13 protein-coding genes and 1 pseudogene are annotated in these 16318 nt (G+C 67.6%); 6 read left to right on the top strand and 8 right to left on the bottom strand.

Going from position 1 to position 16318, the window contains the following annotated elements:
* Positions 1–96: 96 nt before the first annotated feature.
* Positions 97–198: pseudogene (locus Amac_RS56525) on the bottom strand (aldehyde dehydrogenase family protein); the annotation flags it as partial.
* Between Amac_RS56525 and Amac_RS56530 the strand changes: the two are divergent.
* Positions 187–684 carry a hypothetical protein gene (locus Amac_RS56530; protein ID WP_170322747.1) on the top strand — a complete coding sequence of 166 codons (498 nt, stop codon included), beginning with the start codon at positions 187–189 and terminating at the stop codon, positions 682–684. The pseudogene Amac_RS56525 and the gene Amac_RS56530 overlap by 12 nt on opposite strands.
* Here the strand turns inward: Amac_RS56530 and Amac_RS30985 are convergent.
* On the bottom strand, positions 674–1894 hold the full coding sequence (locus tag Amac_RS30985; RefSeq protein WP_155357957.1) for a cytochrome P450: 1221 nt from the start codon (positions 1892–1894) through the stop codon (positions 674–676). The two genes, Amac_RS56530 and Amac_RS30985, sit on opposite strands and share 11 nt — an antisense overlap.
* A 151-nt stretch (positions 1895–2045) precedes the next feature.
* Between Amac_RS30985 and Amac_RS30990 the strand changes: the two genes are divergently transcribed.
* The 4 genes from Amac_RS30990 (at position 2046) to dhaM (ending at position 5139) form a co-directional block, all read left to right on the top strand.
* Complete coding sequence (locus Amac_RS30990) at positions 2046–2810, top strand: MIP/aquaporin family protein (protein WP_155357958.1); 765 nt, start codon at positions 2046–2048, stop codon at positions 2808–2810.
* Entirely contained in the window at positions 2807–3799 is a 993-nt protein-coding gene (dhaK, locus tag Amac_RS30995) for a dihydroxyacetone kinase subunit DhaK (RefSeq protein WP_155357959.1), read from the top strand. The genes Amac_RS30990 and dhaK overlap by 4 nt, the downstream gene beginning before the upstream one ends.
* A 330-nt stretch (positions 3800–4129) precedes the next feature.
* The gene (gene dhaL, locus Amac_RS31000; protein ID WP_246268821.1) at positions 4130–4762 is read left to right on the top strand and encodes a dihydroxyacetone kinase subunit DhaL; all 633 of its coding nucleotides are present in this window, start codon (positions 4130–4132) and stop codon (positions 4760–4762) included.
* 5 nt (positions 4763–4767) lie between these two features.
* A complete protein-coding gene (gene dhaM, locus Amac_RS31005) occupies positions 4768–5139 on the top strand; it encodes a dihydroxyacetone kinase phosphoryl donor subunit DhaM (protein ID WP_307729772.1) in 372 nt (123 codons plus the stop codon).
* A gap of 75 nt (positions 5140–5214) precedes the next feature.
* Here the strand turns inward: dhaM and Amac_RS31010 are convergent, their stop codons facing one another.
* From Amac_RS31010 to Amac_RS31035, 6 genes are all read right to left on the bottom strand, one after another.
* A complete protein-coding gene (locus Amac_RS31010) occupies positions 5215–5976 on the bottom strand; it encodes an IclR family transcriptional regulator (protein ID WP_155357961.1) in 762 nt (253 codons plus the stop codon).
* A gap of 588 nt (positions 5977–6564) precedes the next feature.
* Positions 6565–6912: a hypothetical protein gene (locus tag Amac_RS31015; protein ID WP_155357962.1), complete on the bottom strand. Its 348-nt coding sequence runs from the start codon at positions 6910–6912 to the stop codon at positions 6565–6567.
* A 197-nt stretch (positions 6913–7109) separates the two neighbouring features.
* Positions 7110–7643: a hypothetical protein gene (locus Amac_RS31020; RefSeq protein ID WP_155357963.1), complete on the bottom strand. Its 534-nt coding sequence runs from the start codon at positions 7641–7643 to the stop codon at positions 7110–7112.
* An 88-nt stretch (positions 7644–7731) separates the two neighbouring features.
* Positions 7732–8175: a hypothetical protein gene (locus Amac_RS31025; protein WP_155357964.1), complete on the bottom strand. Its 444-nt coding sequence runs from the start codon at positions 8173–8175 to the stop codon at positions 7732–7734.
* Positions 8172–15011, bottom strand: a complete 6840-nt coding sequence (locus tag Amac_RS31030) for an endonuclease toxin domain-containing protein (RefSeq protein ID WP_155357965.1) — start codon at positions 15009–15011, stop codon at positions 8172–8174. The genes Amac_RS31025 and Amac_RS31030 overlap by 4 nt, the downstream gene beginning before the upstream one ends.
* 24 nt (positions 15012–15035) lie before the next feature.
* Positions 15036–15548, bottom strand: coding sequence for an Ig-like domain-containing protein (locus Amac_RS31035; RefSeq protein WP_155357966.1), 513 nt, complete (start codon positions 15546–15548; stop codon positions 15036–15038).
* 495 nt (positions 15549–16043) lie between these two features.
* Between Amac_RS31035 and Amac_RS31040 the strand changes: the two genes are divergently transcribed.
* On the top strand, positions 16044–16318 hold a 275-nt coding region (locus Amac_RS31040), incomplete at its 3' end, for a DUF4277 domain-containing protein (protein ID WP_155357967.1).

Genomic DNA, 16318 nt, shown 5'->3' on the forward strand with positions numbered 1-16318 from the left:
AACAGCGACGCCCCGCAAGGAGATTCCCTGCGGGGCGATGCTGTTTCTTCGCACATCGTCCAGCACGATGGCCGGGTCGTTGCCGCCGAGCTCCAGGGTCACCCGCTTGAGGTCGCTCGCGGCGGCCACCGCCACCCGCTTCCCCGTCTCCGTCGAACCGGTGAAACCGATCTTCCTGGAGACCGGGTGGTCGGTCATCAACGCCCCGAACGGATCCTTCCCGCTGACAACGTTCAGCACGCGCGCTGGGAGGCCGCGCGCATGCGGGCCGGGGGCCTGCTCGACGGCTGGCGGTACATCCTCGCCGACGCAACGCTGCGCCGGCTGTTGTTCAAGACCGCCTTGTTCAACGGCCTGGTGATGGCCACCGGGCCGTTGCTGGCCGCCCTGATGCTCGGCCAACTCGGGTTCGCACCGTGGCAGTACGGCGTCGAGCTGACCCATCCGGAGGTTATGCCCGGCGGTCCGCGGGGCAGCGTCCTGCCACGGCACAACGGACGCGGTGGTCGCCGCCCGCCAGGGACGGCGCGGACGTGGTCCTCGCGGACACGGCCCAGCCCGCGTGGACGCTCCCGGAGATCGAGTCCGACGCTGGGTGGGAAGGGCTGCTCAGCGTCGCCCGGAAAATCGAATGACGACCTCGCCCATCGCCAGCGTGGTCAGCGGCGGCCCCTTACCAGGTGACCGGAAGCTTGAGCACGCCGTTGATGGGCGACCAGATCTTGAAGGGGATCTCCTCGACCGGCGCCGCCAGGCTGAGCGTCGGAATCCGGCGCAGCAGGGTCTCGAAGATGACCTGGAGCTCGACCCTGGCCAACTGCTGGCCGATGCACTGGTGCACGCCGTAACCGAAGGCGAAGTGGTCGCGCGCGCCGCGGTGGATGTCGAAGGTCGCCGCGTCCGGATAGTGGGCGTCGTCGCGGTTGGCGGACAAGTTCAGCGGGATGATCCCGTCCCCGGCCGGGATCACCTGACCGCCGATCTCGATGGGCTCGGTGGCGACCCGCAAGACGATCAGGTGCACGATGGTCAGGTAGCGCAGCAGCTCCTCGATCGCGGCCGGGATGAGCGCCGGGTTCGCGCGCAGCTCGGCAAGCTGGTCCGGGTGCTGGAGCAGGGTCAGCGTGCCGAGCGCGGTCATGCTCGCGGTGGTGTCGTGACCGGCGACGATGAGCACCAGGCCGCTGTTGATGATGTCCTGGTGGGTGATGACCCCGTCGCGGGCGGCCAGGACGAGCTGGCCCAGGATGTCGTCGCCAGGGTCCTCCTGGGCCTGCTTCTCGGCCGCCAGCTCGCCGATGTACGCCCGCAGGCTCGCATTGGCCCGCAAGGCGCGCGGAAGGGCGTCGGGGTCGGTGACGTCGGTGGCGTTCAGCAGCTCCTCGGCGGCCTTGTTGAAGAACGCGCGGTCCGCCGCCCGCACGCCGAGGATCCAGCTCAGCACGGTCGACGGCACCGGCAGCGCCAGGTGCTCCACCAGGTCGACCGGCCGGTCCGGCTGGGCGAGCATCGCGTCGATCGTCTCGTCGACCAGGCGCTGGATGTCAGGGCGGAGCGACTCCACCCGCCTGACCATGAAGTTCTTCGACAGCAGGCGGCGGAACAGGGTGTGCTCCGGCGGATCCATCCGCAGGAACGAGCGCTCGTGCTCGGCCGGCACGAAGCCGAAGTTGGGAAACCCGGGATCGCGGGAGTCGGCGCTCACCCGGGGGTCGGCCAGGATGGCCCGAACATCGTCGTAGCGGGTGACCAGCCAGGCCCGCTTGCCGCCGGTCAGCGTGACGCGGACCACCGGGTTCTCCGCGCGCAGCCGGGCGTAGGCGGCCGGCGGATCGATGACCGGCCGGGGCCAGGGGAAGATCTGGGCGAGGGTCGAGGACAGCGTCTCCGTCATGGTCGCCTCGACATGCCCACCAGTGTGCCAGGTGCCAGGTCCTGAAGATCGCCGGTAATGCCGTCTTGACGGCGCGAGCCAGGCGATTTAACTTCTATGAAATCGTGTTCGACAATGTCGAACAATGTTCACGCCAGTTCTGGACGGTGTCATGAGCGACTCCCCCACCACCCCCCAGAAGCTCCTCGCCGAACTCCTGGGCACCGCCTTCCTCGTCTACGTCGGGGCGGGTTCCGCCGCCGCGACGGGCGTCATCGCCGCGGGCACCCAGGTGCCCTTCTCGATGGCCCAGCTCGGGGTGATCAGCTTCGCCTTCATGCTGGTCATCGTGGGCACCGTGTACGCGATCGGCCACATCTCCGGCGGTCACATCAACCCGGCCGTCACCCTCGCCCTGGCGGCCACCGGCAAGTTCCCCTGGCGCGAGGTCCCCGGCTACATCGCCGCCCAGGTGGTCGGCGCGGCCACGGGGGCGCTCGCCATCTTCGTGACCCTGGGCGCGAACGCCGCCAAAGCCGCCGGCGGCGGAGTCACCACGTACGCGGCGGAAACGGGTTTCCTGCGCGGCACCCTGATCGAGGCGATCGGCACCTTCATGCTGGTCTTCGTGATCTTCGGGGTGATCGACCGCAGGGCGGTGCCCGGCTGGGCGCCGATGGCCATCGGATCCATCGTGTTCGCGATCATCATCATCGTGGGCCCCGCGACCGGCGCCGCCATCAACCCGGCCCGCTACGTCGGCCCGTTCCTGGTGACCGCGGCGTTCGGCGGCACGGTCGGCTGGGACCAGCTCCCCGCGTACCTGATCGGTGACTTCGCCGGCGGCCTGCTCGGCGCGCTCGCCTACCTCGGGCTTGCCGTCGCGCGCAACAGGGCAGAGGTTGAGAGCACGACTCCAGTGAGGACGGCACCGTGAAGAAGCTCATCAACAGCGTCGACTCCGTGGTCACCGACGCCCTGACCGGCATCGCCGCCGCGCACCCGTCGCTCCGCGTGGACCTCGACAACAAGATCATATTCAGGGCCTCGGGCCCGCGCCCCGGAAAGGTCGGCCTGGTCTCGGGCGGCGGCTCCGGCCACGAACCCCTGCACGGCGGTTTCGTCGGGTACGGCATGCTCGACGCCGCCTGCCCCGGAGAGGTGTTCACCTCCCCCGTGCCCGACCAGATGATCGAGGCCACCAAGGGCGTGCACGGCGGCGCGGGCGTCCTGCACATCGTCAAGAACTACACCGGCGACGTCTTCAACTTCGAGATGGCCGCCGAGCTGTGCGGCGACGAGGGTGTGGAGGTGGTCAGCGTGCTCGTCAACGACGACGTGGCCGTCCAGGACTCGCTCTACACGGCGGGCCGCCGCGGCACCGGCGCGACGCTGTTCGTGGAGAAGATCGCCGGCGCCCTCGCCGAGACCGGCGCCTCGCTCGCCGACGTGGCCAGGACCGGCCGCGAGGTCAACGAGCGCAGCCGCTCCTTCGGCGTCGCCCTCACGCCGTGCACGGTCCCCGCTGCCGGGAAACCCACCTTCGAGCTCACCGAATCCGAGATCGAGCTGGGCATCGGCATCCACGGCGAGCCCGGCCGGACCCGCGCCGCGCACGCCGAGGCGCGGGAGATCGTCCGGGTGGCGATGGACGCGATCAACGACGACCTGCCGCTCTCCGGCGACCTCCTGGTGCTGGTCAACGGCATGGGCGGCACGCCGCTGATGGAGCTCTACATCGCGTACGCCGAGGTCGCCGCCTACCTCAAGGAGAAGGGAGCCACCGCGGTACGCAGCCTGGTCGGCAACTACGTCACCAGCCTCGACATGCAGGGCTTCTCCGTCACCACCTGCTCGCTGACCGAAGAGCTCACCCGCCTCTGGGACGCTCGGGTCGAAACCCCAGGGCTGCGCTGGGGCCGCTAATCCGACCTTCCACCACAAACCAGTAACTGCCGTCGGAACTGGGCGCACTTTCGAACCGCTCCAACCAGGAATTACCGTCGGAGCGCAGCTTCCAACCTCCACAAACCAGCAACTGCCGCCGGAGCGAAGTGCAGCTTCGATCCACCGCAAGCCAGGAACTGTCGCATTAGTTCCTCGACACCGTGGCCGAGCCGTTCGCGGACTCGGCCACGGGTGGCCTCGCGATCTCTCGTTGGCCATCCCCACCTCCTGGCGTGCCGTAATGTCCGGCAGGCGGGGGCATAACTCGAAATATCCGTCACATTGCGTGCATACAGACCGGGAGCTCTCTTGGACACCTCGTTCTTCGTCGCCTGGATGGAGGAGATCGCGACAGCCGTACAGGCTCAGCGTGATCATCTGACCCAGTTGGACGCCGCCATCGGGGACGCCGATCACGGTTCGAACCTGGATCGGGGTTTTGGGGAGGTCCGGCGGGCCCTGGCCGACTCGCCGCCCGAGACGCCCGGGTCGACGCTGATGCTCGCGGGGTCCACGCTCATCCGCAAGGTGGGCGGCGCGTCCGGCCCTTTGTACGGGACGGCGTTCCGCCAGATGGGCAAATCTCTCGGGGATGTTCCGGACGTTTCGCTCGCCGAGTTGTCGGCCGCGCTGGACGCCGCCCTGGCCGGGGTGCAGAAGCTGGGCGCGGCCGTGGAAGGCGACAAGACGATGGTGGACGCGCTCGCTCCGGCGGTGCGGGCGCTGGCGCAAGCCGTACAGGAAGGGGTGAAACCGGAGGATGCGCTGAGCGCGGTCGCGGCGGCGGCGCAGGAAGGGGCGCGGGCCACCATTCCGCTGCAGGCGCGCAAGGGCAGGGCCAGCTATCTGGGTTCGCGCAGCGCCGGTCACGAGGACCCCGGCGCGGCCTCCACCGCGCTGGTGCTGAGCGCGCTCCGGACGGCGGGATTCCGCACATGGTAGGCATCGTGCTCATCTCCCACAGCTCCCAGCTGGCCGTGGAAGTGGCCGAACTGGCCGCCCAGATCGGCGGCAGGGACGTCCCCATCGCGGCGGCCGGCGGCACCGACGACGGCCGCCTCGGCACCAGCATCACCAAGGTCGCCGACGCCATCGCCACCGTCGACCAGGGCGATGGCGTCATCCTCCTGATGGACCTCGGCAGCGCCGTCCTCACCGCGAAAACCCTGCTCGACGAACACCCCCGCCCCCGGGTCTTCCTCGCCGACGCCCCCTTCGTCGAGGGCGCCATCTCCGCCCTGGTCACCTCAGGCGGAGGCGCCGACGTCAAAGCCGTCCTCACCGCCGCCGAAGAAGCCCGCCACATCGGCAAGCTCTGACCTTCTCCCGTCAGGCGAACACGATCCCGCCCTCAGCCAGATGCGACACCTCGGGCAAGCGTGGTCGCCCTCGAGTCATCCGTATGCGGATGTGACCCGGGGGGCGCCCAGATCGCGAGAGAGCGCCCGGGCCGACTCCCGCACCGCCAGCAGGAGATCGTTCCGGCGAACCCCGAGCAGCCGATCGGCCGGCCCCACCACCCCGATCGCCCCCGCGACCACCCCGCCCCTGGTGAAGACGGGCGCCGCGATCCCCGCGTCCCCCAGCGCCGCCTCCTGATCCTCCACGGCCATCCCCGTCCGCCGCACCGCGGTGAGCGCCTCCTCCAGCTGCTCCCGTTCTGTCCGCGTCTGCCCCGTCAGCGCGACCAGCGGCTCCTCAAACAGCTCCTCGATCCTCGGGTGGTACGCCGCGATGGCATGCCCCAGCGCGCACGCGTGCCACGGAATGGCCGCCCCCACCTCCAGGATCTGCATCATGTCGTCCGGCCGGAACACGTGATGCAGCACGATCACCCGCGACCCTGACAGCGTCGCCACCCAAACCGACTCATTGGCCCGCTGCGCCAGCGAATCCGCCCACAACAGACTCCGCGCCCGCAACTCCGACCCATCCAGATAGGCGTTCCCCAGCTGCAGAACCGCGGGCCCCAGCGCGTACTTCCCCGTCTCCGCGTCCTGAACGACCAGCTCATGCCGCTCCAGGGTCCGCAACAACCCATGCACCGTCGGCTTCGCCAACCCCACCCGCTCCGAGATCTCGGTAACCCCCAACCGAGGCACCCCCGCCCCCAGGGCCCGCAGAATCAACGCCGCCCGCTCCACAGACTGGATCATCTTTCGATTATGCCGAACACAGTTCACTCCCTGAGAACGTGTCCTTCATCCCATAGGCAGCGACGGCGCAGACGATCACCAGCCGCTCAGCCCGAAGAAGTCACCCAGCTTGACTTCCAGTTCCTCAGGGCTGCCGGCCGCGATCGTGACGCCAAACGAGATCAATACGACTCCCCGACCGTAGTGGAGGACCCGGCGAGCTTGGGCGAAGACAGCCCCGTTCTCGACCCGCCATCCCACGCTGTTGAGCACAACCGAAGCGCGTGGGCCTGGTTGCCTGGAACCATCCTGATCCGGTGCGCCCACGATGAGTGGCACATCTCGTGGACCGTCGTGGCGAGTAGGCAGGAGCATCACAATGCGATTGTCGGGGTGCATGGAATCGGCACCTACGCCTATTTCCGCGAGCACGGATCGCCTGAGAAGGCAGCCGAGGCCATCAGTGGCGACTGGACAAGCCGGCTCTCCAGTTCGCTCGGCGCACAGCCCGCAGAGGTTTCGATCGCCGCCCCCGCAGCACCGCTTATTCTGTCTGACCGGCGCCCAGCCGCAGAATGTTCGGAAGGGGGCACCAATTGACCGGGATGGTCAACTGGGCGCGAGATCCTTACACGCATCGGCGGCCTTGCCGACGGCCGGGTCCGAGGTGTCCAGGGTGAGCGGCTCACTCAGCGGTGGCAACTCGGTGACGCCATGTTCTTTCAGACACTTGCCATAGGCGGTGTCGAAGTAGGTGAAGTTACGCTCCCCTTCCAACCTCAATTTGTTGATCTCCTCCTGCCTGGCCTGATCACTCGCCGCTGCGCTGGGCGCCTCCTGCACCTCCCTGGTGACGGGGGTACGTTCGCTGTCGTCATCGTCGGAACTGCACGCGGATAACATGACAACAAGGCCAAGAGCCGCGGAGAAACCTCCGGCCCGAACAAGAAAACCCACTGCGAATCCTATCCTCGAAAAGACCTGGCTTCGCCATCTCATCAGGCAATAGCCGCACTCCACCATGATATGGTCCGACTGCCAGTAAATTTGGACACCGACCACCGAACCGGCCCGAACAGCAAATCGTCGCCAGCTCACCGGGTTCGTTTCATACCGACGAGGCGTTTCCGCTCAAACATGTGGTAGGCGAAACTTCAGCACCCACCCATTTCAGCGGCCTCCCTCAGCATCGCCACGAACTGGTTGGGCTCCTGGTCAACGTTCTCCATGTACCAAAGGCCTTGAGTGGCCAAGTTCAAGTCGACATCGACATAATACTTGGGGTTTGCCACTGCACGAAACCCCGTAATGACATGCCTCTGGTAGGAGGAATCCCGTTTCCCGCCCGTCCAGAACACCCATTCCAGATTCGGGCACCTTGAGATCATGACGTCACCGAGAAAGAGGCTGATGTCATTCACGACCGCGTACCAGATCGGCCGCAGACGCTCCGGGTTGCTGGGTTCGGATTCGACATTGACCCGGAACCAGTCATGCAGAACCTGCACAGCCTCGTCAGTGGTGTCCAGTTCGATTCCGTTCGCGAGCAGAAGTAACCGAAGCTGCTCGCCGCGCTCCCCCTTCGCCGACATGAGATGGTTGAACTCCTCACGTGCCTGACGCCGCGGCATATCATGCATAGTCCCTTCATAAAGCGGCTCGTAAGGCTCGTATTCGGCCCAGTTCACACCTGACTCTTGACAATCTTGATCACGGGCTTTAACTAGGCCCTTCATGAATCGGGTCACGCGACCCATATCAACCCTCAGTTCCTGCTCAGTCCTCAAGCAGGCCGAGAATCTGCGCCCCCAACTCCGAATGGTCGACGGATTTCGCGTCCATGACGCGCTGCCGGTCTTCGTCTTCCTCGACAAATCCGCCGTCCTCCTGGACCCACCTGTCTATCTGGAGCGTCCCATCGGAGACCTGCACGGACACGTGCTTCGCCTTCTTCGCGAAGGTCGACCACGACCGCAGCCCGGCCGCCGTCACCACGGCGGGGGTCCCGTAATCGTCCCGGCCCGGTGTGGGCACCCCGACCTTCGACAGGGCCAGTGCCCTGGCCACCGACGCCCCGACCTCCGCCGCTCCCACGGCTGCGGCCTCCAGGACCTCCACCGGGTCGGTCTCGAGGTAGAAACCGGCCTTCGTCTGCGAAGCGGGCAGGACGAAGATCTTCTTCCGGTGGGCGTAGACCGAGCACCTGCCAGCCGACGTCACTTCATCTCCAAAATAGTCACCACGACGTTCTTCGTCGTCCCGTATGTCACCATCGCATTGAGTTCCGTCCACTGCGCGGCTGTGACGGCACCCTTCGGAACCGCCAACTCGAGCGCCCGGCCGCGGATCTGATTCCTCGTAATCACCACACCACCCCGCGAGCCGCCGTTGAAGCCGGCCACGCTGTCGATGTACGCCTTCACCTTCGACCTGATCGCGGCTGCCGATTGATAGGTCTTCAGCCGCGTGTCGAGGCTCTTGATGCTGGTGGCGATGCCGTTCTCCCATTTGTCGATGGTCTTGAAGGCCGCGGGCAGGTTGCCGCCGAGCTTCGCCTCGATCGAGAAACCTCGGTCGAAAGGCTTCAGCGCCCAGTCCGACTTGCTGCGGCCGACCGCCGAGCAAAGGATATCCTTCACGTTGCCGAAGAACTTCTTCGGCGCCCAATTGGCTACCACCCGGCTGATGACCGGGGCGGCGAGCGCGCTTACGGCGGCCCCGGCCGCGTAGCCGGCGGCTCCCCAGCCGAAGTTGCTGGCGATCTGACCAGGGCTGGTCTGGCCGTTGGCGAAATACTGGTAGGCCGCGTTTCCCGCTCCCGTGATCGCCATGCCGCCCAGGAAGGTCGCGGTCGCGCCAAATCCGGCGGCCCCAAGGGCGCCAAGCCCCACACCGGTGAGGAAGCCGGTGGCCGCGCCGATGGCGGCGCCCTTCCAGACGTTGCCGCCGTTCATGGCGGCGTCCACCGCGCCCACGATGCCGCCGACGACCGCGCCGACGATGCCGAAACAGAGCCAGGCGCAGCGGCCGGAGGGGTCGGTCAGGGTGGTGGGGTTGTTGTAGCCGTAGTGATAGGTCTGGACGAACGGGGTTCCGGTTTTGGCCGGTTCGGGGTCGATCGCGGTGAAGGAGCCACTGGCCGCGTTGTAGTCGCGGGCGCGAATGTCGTACAGGCCAGTGACGGTGTCGAGGTACTGGCCGTGGAAGCGCAGGGGGTTGGCGGCGTAGGAGCCGGCGGTGGTCTGGGGTTCGCCGTACGGGCCGAAGGCGGCCGAGCCGGTGAGGGCGGCGGTGTCGGCGGTGTCGGTGAGGGTGCCCTGGTAGTCGGGTAACAGCCAGGTGGTCCCAGTCGGGGCGGTGTCGGCGAGGGCGGTGCCGAGGCCGGCGGCGGGGTCGCTCCACCACTGGTGGGTGAGGGTTCCGGCGGCGTCCGCCTCGGCGACGCGGACGGGCAGGTCGCCTACGGTGTCCCAGGTCCAGCTGGCGTCGGCGGTGCCGTTGACGGCACGGGTGATGCGGTTGCCTGCGGAATCGTAGGTGTAGCCGACGATGCGGGCGTCTTCGAGGGTGAGGGTCTGGAGGTTGGTGTCCAGGCCGTAGGCGAAGGTGCGGGTCCCGGCGGCGGTGGTCTGCTCGTGCAGGTTGCCGTTGTCGTCGTAGACGTAGGTGGCGGTGGCGGGCCCGCCGGCGGCGGCGGAGTCCTGGATCGCCCGGTCGTCGGTGTCGTAGGTGGTGAACGTGCTGGTCAGCCCGCCCGGCGTGCCGGTGAAGGTGGTCTGCTCCGTCCGGTTGCCGTTCAGGTCGTAGGCGTAGGAGTTGTACGGCGAGTCCTCGGTGCACTCGCCGCCGACGGCCTGGCAGACCTTGGTGAGGCGGCCGTCGTCGTCGTATGTGTAGATCGACTTGGCCGTGATCATGCCCCGGGTGGTGGTGACCGTGGCCGGGCTGCCGGTGGGCGTGTAGGTGATGTCCTGGCCGACGAGGGTGGCGCCGGCGGCGGTGTGGGTCTGCGAGGTGAGCGCGCCCGCGCGGTCGTAGGCCCGGATGGTGGTCGGCCCGCCGGGGCGGCTGATCTGGGTGAGCTGCCCGGCGGCGTCGTAGGTGTAGTCGATCTGGGCCGTGGCCGTCCCGGTCAGGGTGGTGCCGGCCAGCCGACCGTCGGCGCCGTACGTGTAGGACTGGCTGCGCCCGCCCGGCAGGGTGCGCTCGGTCAGCCGCCCGTCGGTGTTCCATTCGTAACCGAAGCCGCCGGAAGCCCCGTTGACCCCGGTGACCCGCCCGGCTGAGTCGTAGGTGTAGGTGGTGTCGGCGGACCCCGACGCCGTGGTCTGGGTGACCTTGACCGGCCGTCCGGCCTTGTCGTAGGTGTAGGCCAGATCGGCGCTGGCGTCGCTGTGGTCGACGGTGGCGGGCCGGCCGAGACTGTCGTAGGTGTAGGTGACGTGCCCGGACGGCAGCGTCTTGGCGGCCAGCCGCCCGGCCGGGTCGTAGGCGAAGGTGGAGGTGCGCCCGCCCGGTGTGACCTGGGAGGCGATCCGGCCCGCAGGGTCGTAGCCGACGGTGGTGACGCCGCCGCGCGGGTTGGTGACCTGAGTGACCTGCCCGGCCGGGTTGTAGGCGTACTGAGTGATCGCGCCGGTGGCCGTGGTCACCTTGGTGACATTGCCCATCACGTCGTGCTCGAAGGCGCTGGTGTTGCCGGCGGCGTCGGTGGCGGTGAGGGTGCGGCCGAGCGGGTCGTAGGTGACCGTGGCGGAGCGGCCGAGCTGGTCCACGACCTCGGTGCGGCGGCCGTTCACGTCGTACACGTAGTAGACGGTGTAGTCGTCGGGGTCGGCGCCGACCGCGTTGCCGCGCGGGTCGACGGTGGCCACGCGCTGCCCGTCGTCGTCGTAGGAGTAGGTGGTGACCGCGCCGCCGCCGGTCTCTGACCTAGTCAGCTGGCCGGCGTCGTCGTAGGTGTTCTCGACGCTCACGCCGCCCTCGGTGACGGTCTTCTCCCGGCCCATCTCGTCGTAGGCGACCGTCCGTGTGCCCGCCGGGCTCTCCGTCTTCACCACCCGTCCGGCGGCGTCATACGTGGTGATGGTCTCCGAGCCGTCCGGCTGGGTCTCCTTGACCGGGCGGCCCTGAATGTCGTAAGCGGTGTGCGTGACCAGGTAGTTCGACGGCGCGCCGGGGTCGACGACCCGGGTCTGGACCCGCCGTCCGGCCGCGTCGTAGGCGTAGGCGGTGGTGTCGCGGCGTTTGGTCTCCGCCGACGCGCCGGGCGCGTTGCCCGTCGGGCCGGTCGTAGATGTCAGCCGCCCGGTGGTGGCGTCGTAGGCGAAGGTGGTGGTCGCGCCGCCGGGGGCGACCACCGACGTCTCCCGCCCGGCCGTGTCGTAGGTGTGCGTGGTCACCCGGCCAGCCGGGTCGGTCTCGGTGAGCACCGACCCTGCCGCGTTGTAGGTGTAGCTCGTGACGCCGCCGTCGGGTGCCTCGGTCTGGGTGAGCTGTCCCACCGCGTCGTAGATGTTGGTGGTGGTGTTGCCGAGCCCGTCGGTCTCGGTCAGCACCCGGCCCGCGTTGTCGTACGTCCAGGTCGTCGTGTATTGCCCCGGGTCCGCCCCGGGCAGGTTGCCCAGCGGGGTAGTCTCGGTCAGCCTGTGGTGGGCGTCGTCGTAGGTGAACTTGGTGATGCTGCCGCTCGGGCTGGTCTTCCTGATCATGTCGCCCGCGCCGTTGTAGACGAACGTCGTGGTACGGCCCAACTGGTCGGTGCTGGTCGCGACCTGGCCCGCCGCAGTGTAGGTGAGGGCGACGGTGCCGCCGTCCGGGTAGGTCGTCTCGACCAGCCGCCCCTGCCCGTCATAGTCGTACGTGGTGGTCTTGCCGAGTGGGTCGGTGTGGCTGGTGACGTGATTGTCGCCGTCGTAGGTCCAGGACTCGAACGGGGCCGACTCGTCGCCGACCTCGGCGGGCAGGGTCCTCTTGGTAAGGTTGCCGCGCTCGTCATAGGTGGACTTGCTGAGCGCCTGGCCGCCGGTGTTCTCGGCGATGACCTCGTTGTTGGTGCCGTAGTAGGTGTCGACCGCGCGGCCGTCCGGCCCAATCTGGGACACCAGCACGTTGTCGTCGTAGATGTCCTGCCGGGTCGTGCCATCGGGGAAGGTGATCGTGGCGGTCTGTGTCGCGGCGTCCCAGGCGAAGGTGGTGATCGCGCCGAGTGCGTCGGCCTGCTGGATGGCGCGCTTGCTCACCGGGTCGTAGGTGGTGACGGCGGAGGTCCGGCCGATCGGGTCGGTGATGCCGTTGAGCATGCCGGTGGCGGCATCGTAGGAGTAGGTGGTGGAGGCCCCGGTAACGTCGGTCACCCCGGTCAGGCGGGCGGCTCCCGCAGCGGTGCTGTAGGCGAACTCGACCGTGCGGCCGTCCTCGGCCTCGATCTCGACGATCTTCCCCGTAGCGGGGCCGGTGCTGCCCCAGGTGATGGTGATTGTCTGCCCGAGCCCGTCGGAGACCATGGCCAGCCTGCCGCCAGAGTAGCTCAGGGTGACCCCCTTGCCCTGCTCGTTCATGTCATGGACGAGCTGCCCGTCGGTGTTGAACCGCAGGGTCTCCTCGTCCAGGTTGGTCAGTAGCCAGCCGTCGGCCAGCTCGGTGAGCTCGGCGGTGACGGCCGGGTCCAAGGCCTTGTAGACGCCGGTCTCGTCCTTGGCGTAGCGCAGCTGGGCGCCGGTGCCGTTCCGGAAGGTGATCACCTCGCCCTCGGGTTCGGTGACCCGCGAGATGCTCGCGTTGTAGGCGAAGGTCCAGCCGGGGCTGAGCGGGCCGTCGGTCTCGTCCAGGCTGTTGTAGGTGCGATGCCACTCCAGGGCGTTGCCCAGGCCGGGCACCTCCAGGTCGGAGAAGTTCTCCATCAGCGCGCCGGTCGCCGTGTTGACCGGATCGGCGGCCAGCCGGGTGTTGACCATGCCGGTGCCGTCCCAGCAGGTGCACCCCCAGGTCTGCTTCAGCTTCTGCGGCTTGGACCCGCCGTACCCGGTGAGGCTGATGGAGCGCAGGAACAAGGAGGGCCCGGCGAAGGTCTTGTCGGCGATGACACCGTGGCCGCCGGTGTAGTCCTTGGTCTCGTTGTGCGCCCAGTCGGCGATCGCGGCGCCGCCCACGTCCAGGTGCTTGAACTTGGTGCCGTCGGTGCCGAACTGGTAGACGCGGCTACGATCGGCGTAGTACGGCAAGAACGGGTTGGTGTCGCTGTCCTTCTGCTTCAGCAGATGGTTGTTGAAGAAGACGTTGTTCTCACCCGAGGAGCCCGACCATTTCACCGCCTTCTTCCCGGCGGCCCACCAGATCGGGTACCACTGCGAGTCATCGGCGGCCAGGTCGCCCTCGTCGCCGCAGTTGGCCGAGCAGTTCCCCGAGCGGTGCGCGTAAGGGGTGGAGACCTCGTTCATCTCGAACAGGTTGTTGCGCTCGAAGCCGCCGTGCAGGTTCAGGTCGGAGTCGAAACTGTTGCCGATCGCGACGTTGCCGGAGGCCGACCACTGGAAGGTGAAGTGGCGCAGATTCCTGGTCGTATTGCCGACATACAGGGAGTTCCAGACGCGGGAGCCGCGGAAGTAGCCGTTGCCGCCCTTGCCCTTGTTCCAGGAGCCGTCCATGTAGTTGTCGGCGACCGTGAGGTTGGCGGCCTCCTCGGTGACGATCGGGTGCGACCCGGTCATCTCCGCGCGAATGCCCTTCACCCAGGAGTTCGCCGCCCACTTGAAAACGATGCCGTGCATCGCCGCTTCCGGCGCCATGTTGCCGTAGTTGTTCTTGGCGTCCTCCTTGTCCAGACTGGGCATGTCCTGAGTGAAGGAGAAGTTCTCGAAACCGACCCAGATCACCGCGTCGACCAGTGGCGAAACCTTCGAGAAGTTGACGTCGCTGCCGAAGATCGGCACGGAGCCGTCGGAGGTGGAGTCCAGCGGTACGTCGTATTCCAGCGGCCGGTCCAGGGTGAGCGTGCCAGCGAGAGGGTCACCGGCCACCACCATGAAGATCTGCTGCCGCATGTGTAAGTTCTGGAGTTCCCAGGTGGTCGGCAGCGCCTTCATCTGCTGGTAGAACTTGATCGAGTTGGCTACCCGGACGTTGACCAGGCCGCCGACCTTGAACCGGTTGTCGAAATCGACCGGGCCGCTGGTCGCGACCTTGATGACGGTGTCGCCCTTGCGGGCGGCGTAGCCGATGTCGGAGCCCTTCTGGCCGACCTTGACGCCGGCCTTCCAGTGCACGTTGACCGTGCCCTCGTACAGGTCCTTCCGGTTGGCGGGGGCGTTGGCGTAGGCCGTCGCGTAGTCCTCGTGCACCGCGCGGGACTGCACCCGGAACAGGCCGCGGCCCGGCCAGATCCAGCCGCCGTTGCCCTCCCCGTCGGGGCCCTCGTCGTTCATGTTGTCGAGGTCCCAGCGGGTGCCGTCCTCGGTGATCTTGTCGTAGAGGGTGTTGGCGTCCGGGCGGAAAACGATCCGCGAGCCGCCGGGGCCGCTGCCCTGGCCGACGATGCGCAGGTAGTTGGCATCGACGGAGATCTGCCGGGTGACGTTCAGCACGCCCTTCGGCAGCGTGATCTTCGACATCTTGGTGTATTCGCCGGTTGGCGAGCAGTCCGCCTTGATGTCGTCGATCGCCTCCTGGAGACCGGCCGTGTCGTTGACCCCGTCGTTGGGATGTACGTCGTAGTCGGCGGCCAGTTCACCCGGGGTGATCAGGCAGGCGTCCTCGGAGCGCAGATACTGGTCGTCGTCGGCCAGCACCGAACCGCCGCCGACACCCGCCTGCGACCAGTCGTACAGGCCCTCCACCTTGGCGCGGCGGTTGTCGGCGGTCGCCCAGAGGTTCTTCAGCGCCGGGCCCGGCTCCACAGTGACCTTCGCCGGGGTTACCGGCCCGGGGGTGTGGGTGTAGGTCGGGCTGGGGGTCGGTTCCGGTTCCGGGGTCGGCTCGTTCGGGTCGTACACGGTGAAGGTTGCCTCAAGCTCCTTCCGCACGCCCGCCGAATCCCACTTGACCTTGAGCGTACGCACGCCCAGTGCCGCTGTGGTGAGGTTTCACTCGTACGGGGCCGTGCTGTCTTCGCCGAGATAGGCGTTGTTGAGCAGGAAAGAGATCCCGTCGTCCACCACGCCCGGGTTGGCGATACTCGCCACGAACGCGGCCAGCGGCACACTCGCGCCGTCCAGCGGCGCGCCGTACGCCATGACCGCAGGCGGCCCCGCCGGACTCGGTGACGGTGAGGGGGACGGTGACGGGGAGGGGCTCGCGTTCGGGTCCACGACCGTGAACGCCGCCTCCGCCTGCTGCGCGGAACCGGCGGCATCCCACTTGGCCTTCAACTCGCGCGCCCCCAGCGCGGCGGTGACCGTCCACTGGTACGGCGCGGTCGAGTCCTTGCCCAGATACACGTTGTTCAGCAGGAACTTGACCCCGTCATCGACGGTCCCCGGGTCGGTCAGCGTTACGGTGAACGGCGACCCCACCGAGGCCCCCGCCAGATCCGCCCCGTTCACCGCCAGGTAAGGGCCGGTGGCCCAGGCTAGGGAGGTCTGGGACGGCACCCCCACCGTGACTATCAGGACAACCGATAACAGGATTGCGACAGCACGGCGTACAGACACGGCGGACCCCCTCGCCTGGCCTCGCGCCCCCTGGCGCGAAGCGTCCAGCCGCCCGTCAAGCTGATCAAGCGACAGGAGCAGCGTCAGCGCAGTCGATCAAACTTCAAGATCTGCAATATGTCCATCAGGTTTCCGGCCGCCAACCAACGCGGGGGCATATTCTCCGGAGCTGCCGCACCATGATCTTCCCGGATTGCAACGTGATAATTATCACAGCCAGAAGGAAGCTGCAGATCTGAGGGTCCATGCATCTCCCGGCTCCCCCAACTACTGGCGGTACCGGTAACGGCACCAGCCTCATAGCCCCACGCGAGTTATTGTGCGACTGCTGGCTGATACGACGCTGCTCCATCTAGCCCCGTTTTCCGCACATGAGGATCTTTGGGATTCTTCGGTGTGTCGGGTTGGTCGTGGGCTCAGCAGTCGGCAGCCTGCTGGCGTGTGAGACAACCCGCGCAGTTCGGTATCCCGTCGGTCGAGAAACTGCTGGGGGCGTTGCCGGTGGTGGCCGGTTTCTGCTCCCGGTTGAAGATCCGTGATGTGGTCGATGCCGCCTGCCCGGTGCGTGACCTGGCCGGACTCACCCACGGACAGGTGATCGAGACGCTGGTGGCCAACCGGTTGACCTCTCCGGCTCCGCTGGTGCACGTGCGGGAATGGGCGCGGGAATGGGCGGTGGCCGAAACGCTCGGAGTGGAGGCCGACCTGCTCAACGA

It is taken from the genome of Acrocarpospora macrocephala (assembly GCF_009687865.1).
In the GTDB taxonomy this organism is placed as follows: Bacteria; Actinomycetota; Actinomycetes; order Streptosporangiales; family Streptosporangiaceae; genus Acrocarpospora; species Acrocarpospora macrocephala.

What these genes read in the sequence shown, in the direction of transcription:
- Amac_RS30985 (WP_155357957.1), bottom strand. Translation starts at nt 1,894, where the DNA reads ATGACGGAGACGCTGTCCTCGACCCTCGCCCAGATCTTCCCCTGGCCC.
- Amac_RS31010 (WP_155357961.1), bottom strand. Translation starts at nt 5,976, where the DNA reads ATGATCCAGTCTGTGGAGCGGGCGGCGTTGATTCTGCGGGCCCTGGGG.
- Amac_RS30990 (WP_155357958.1), top strand. Translation starts at nt 2,046, where the DNA reads ATGAGCGACTCCCCCACCACCCCCCAGAAGCTCCTCGCCGAACTCCTG.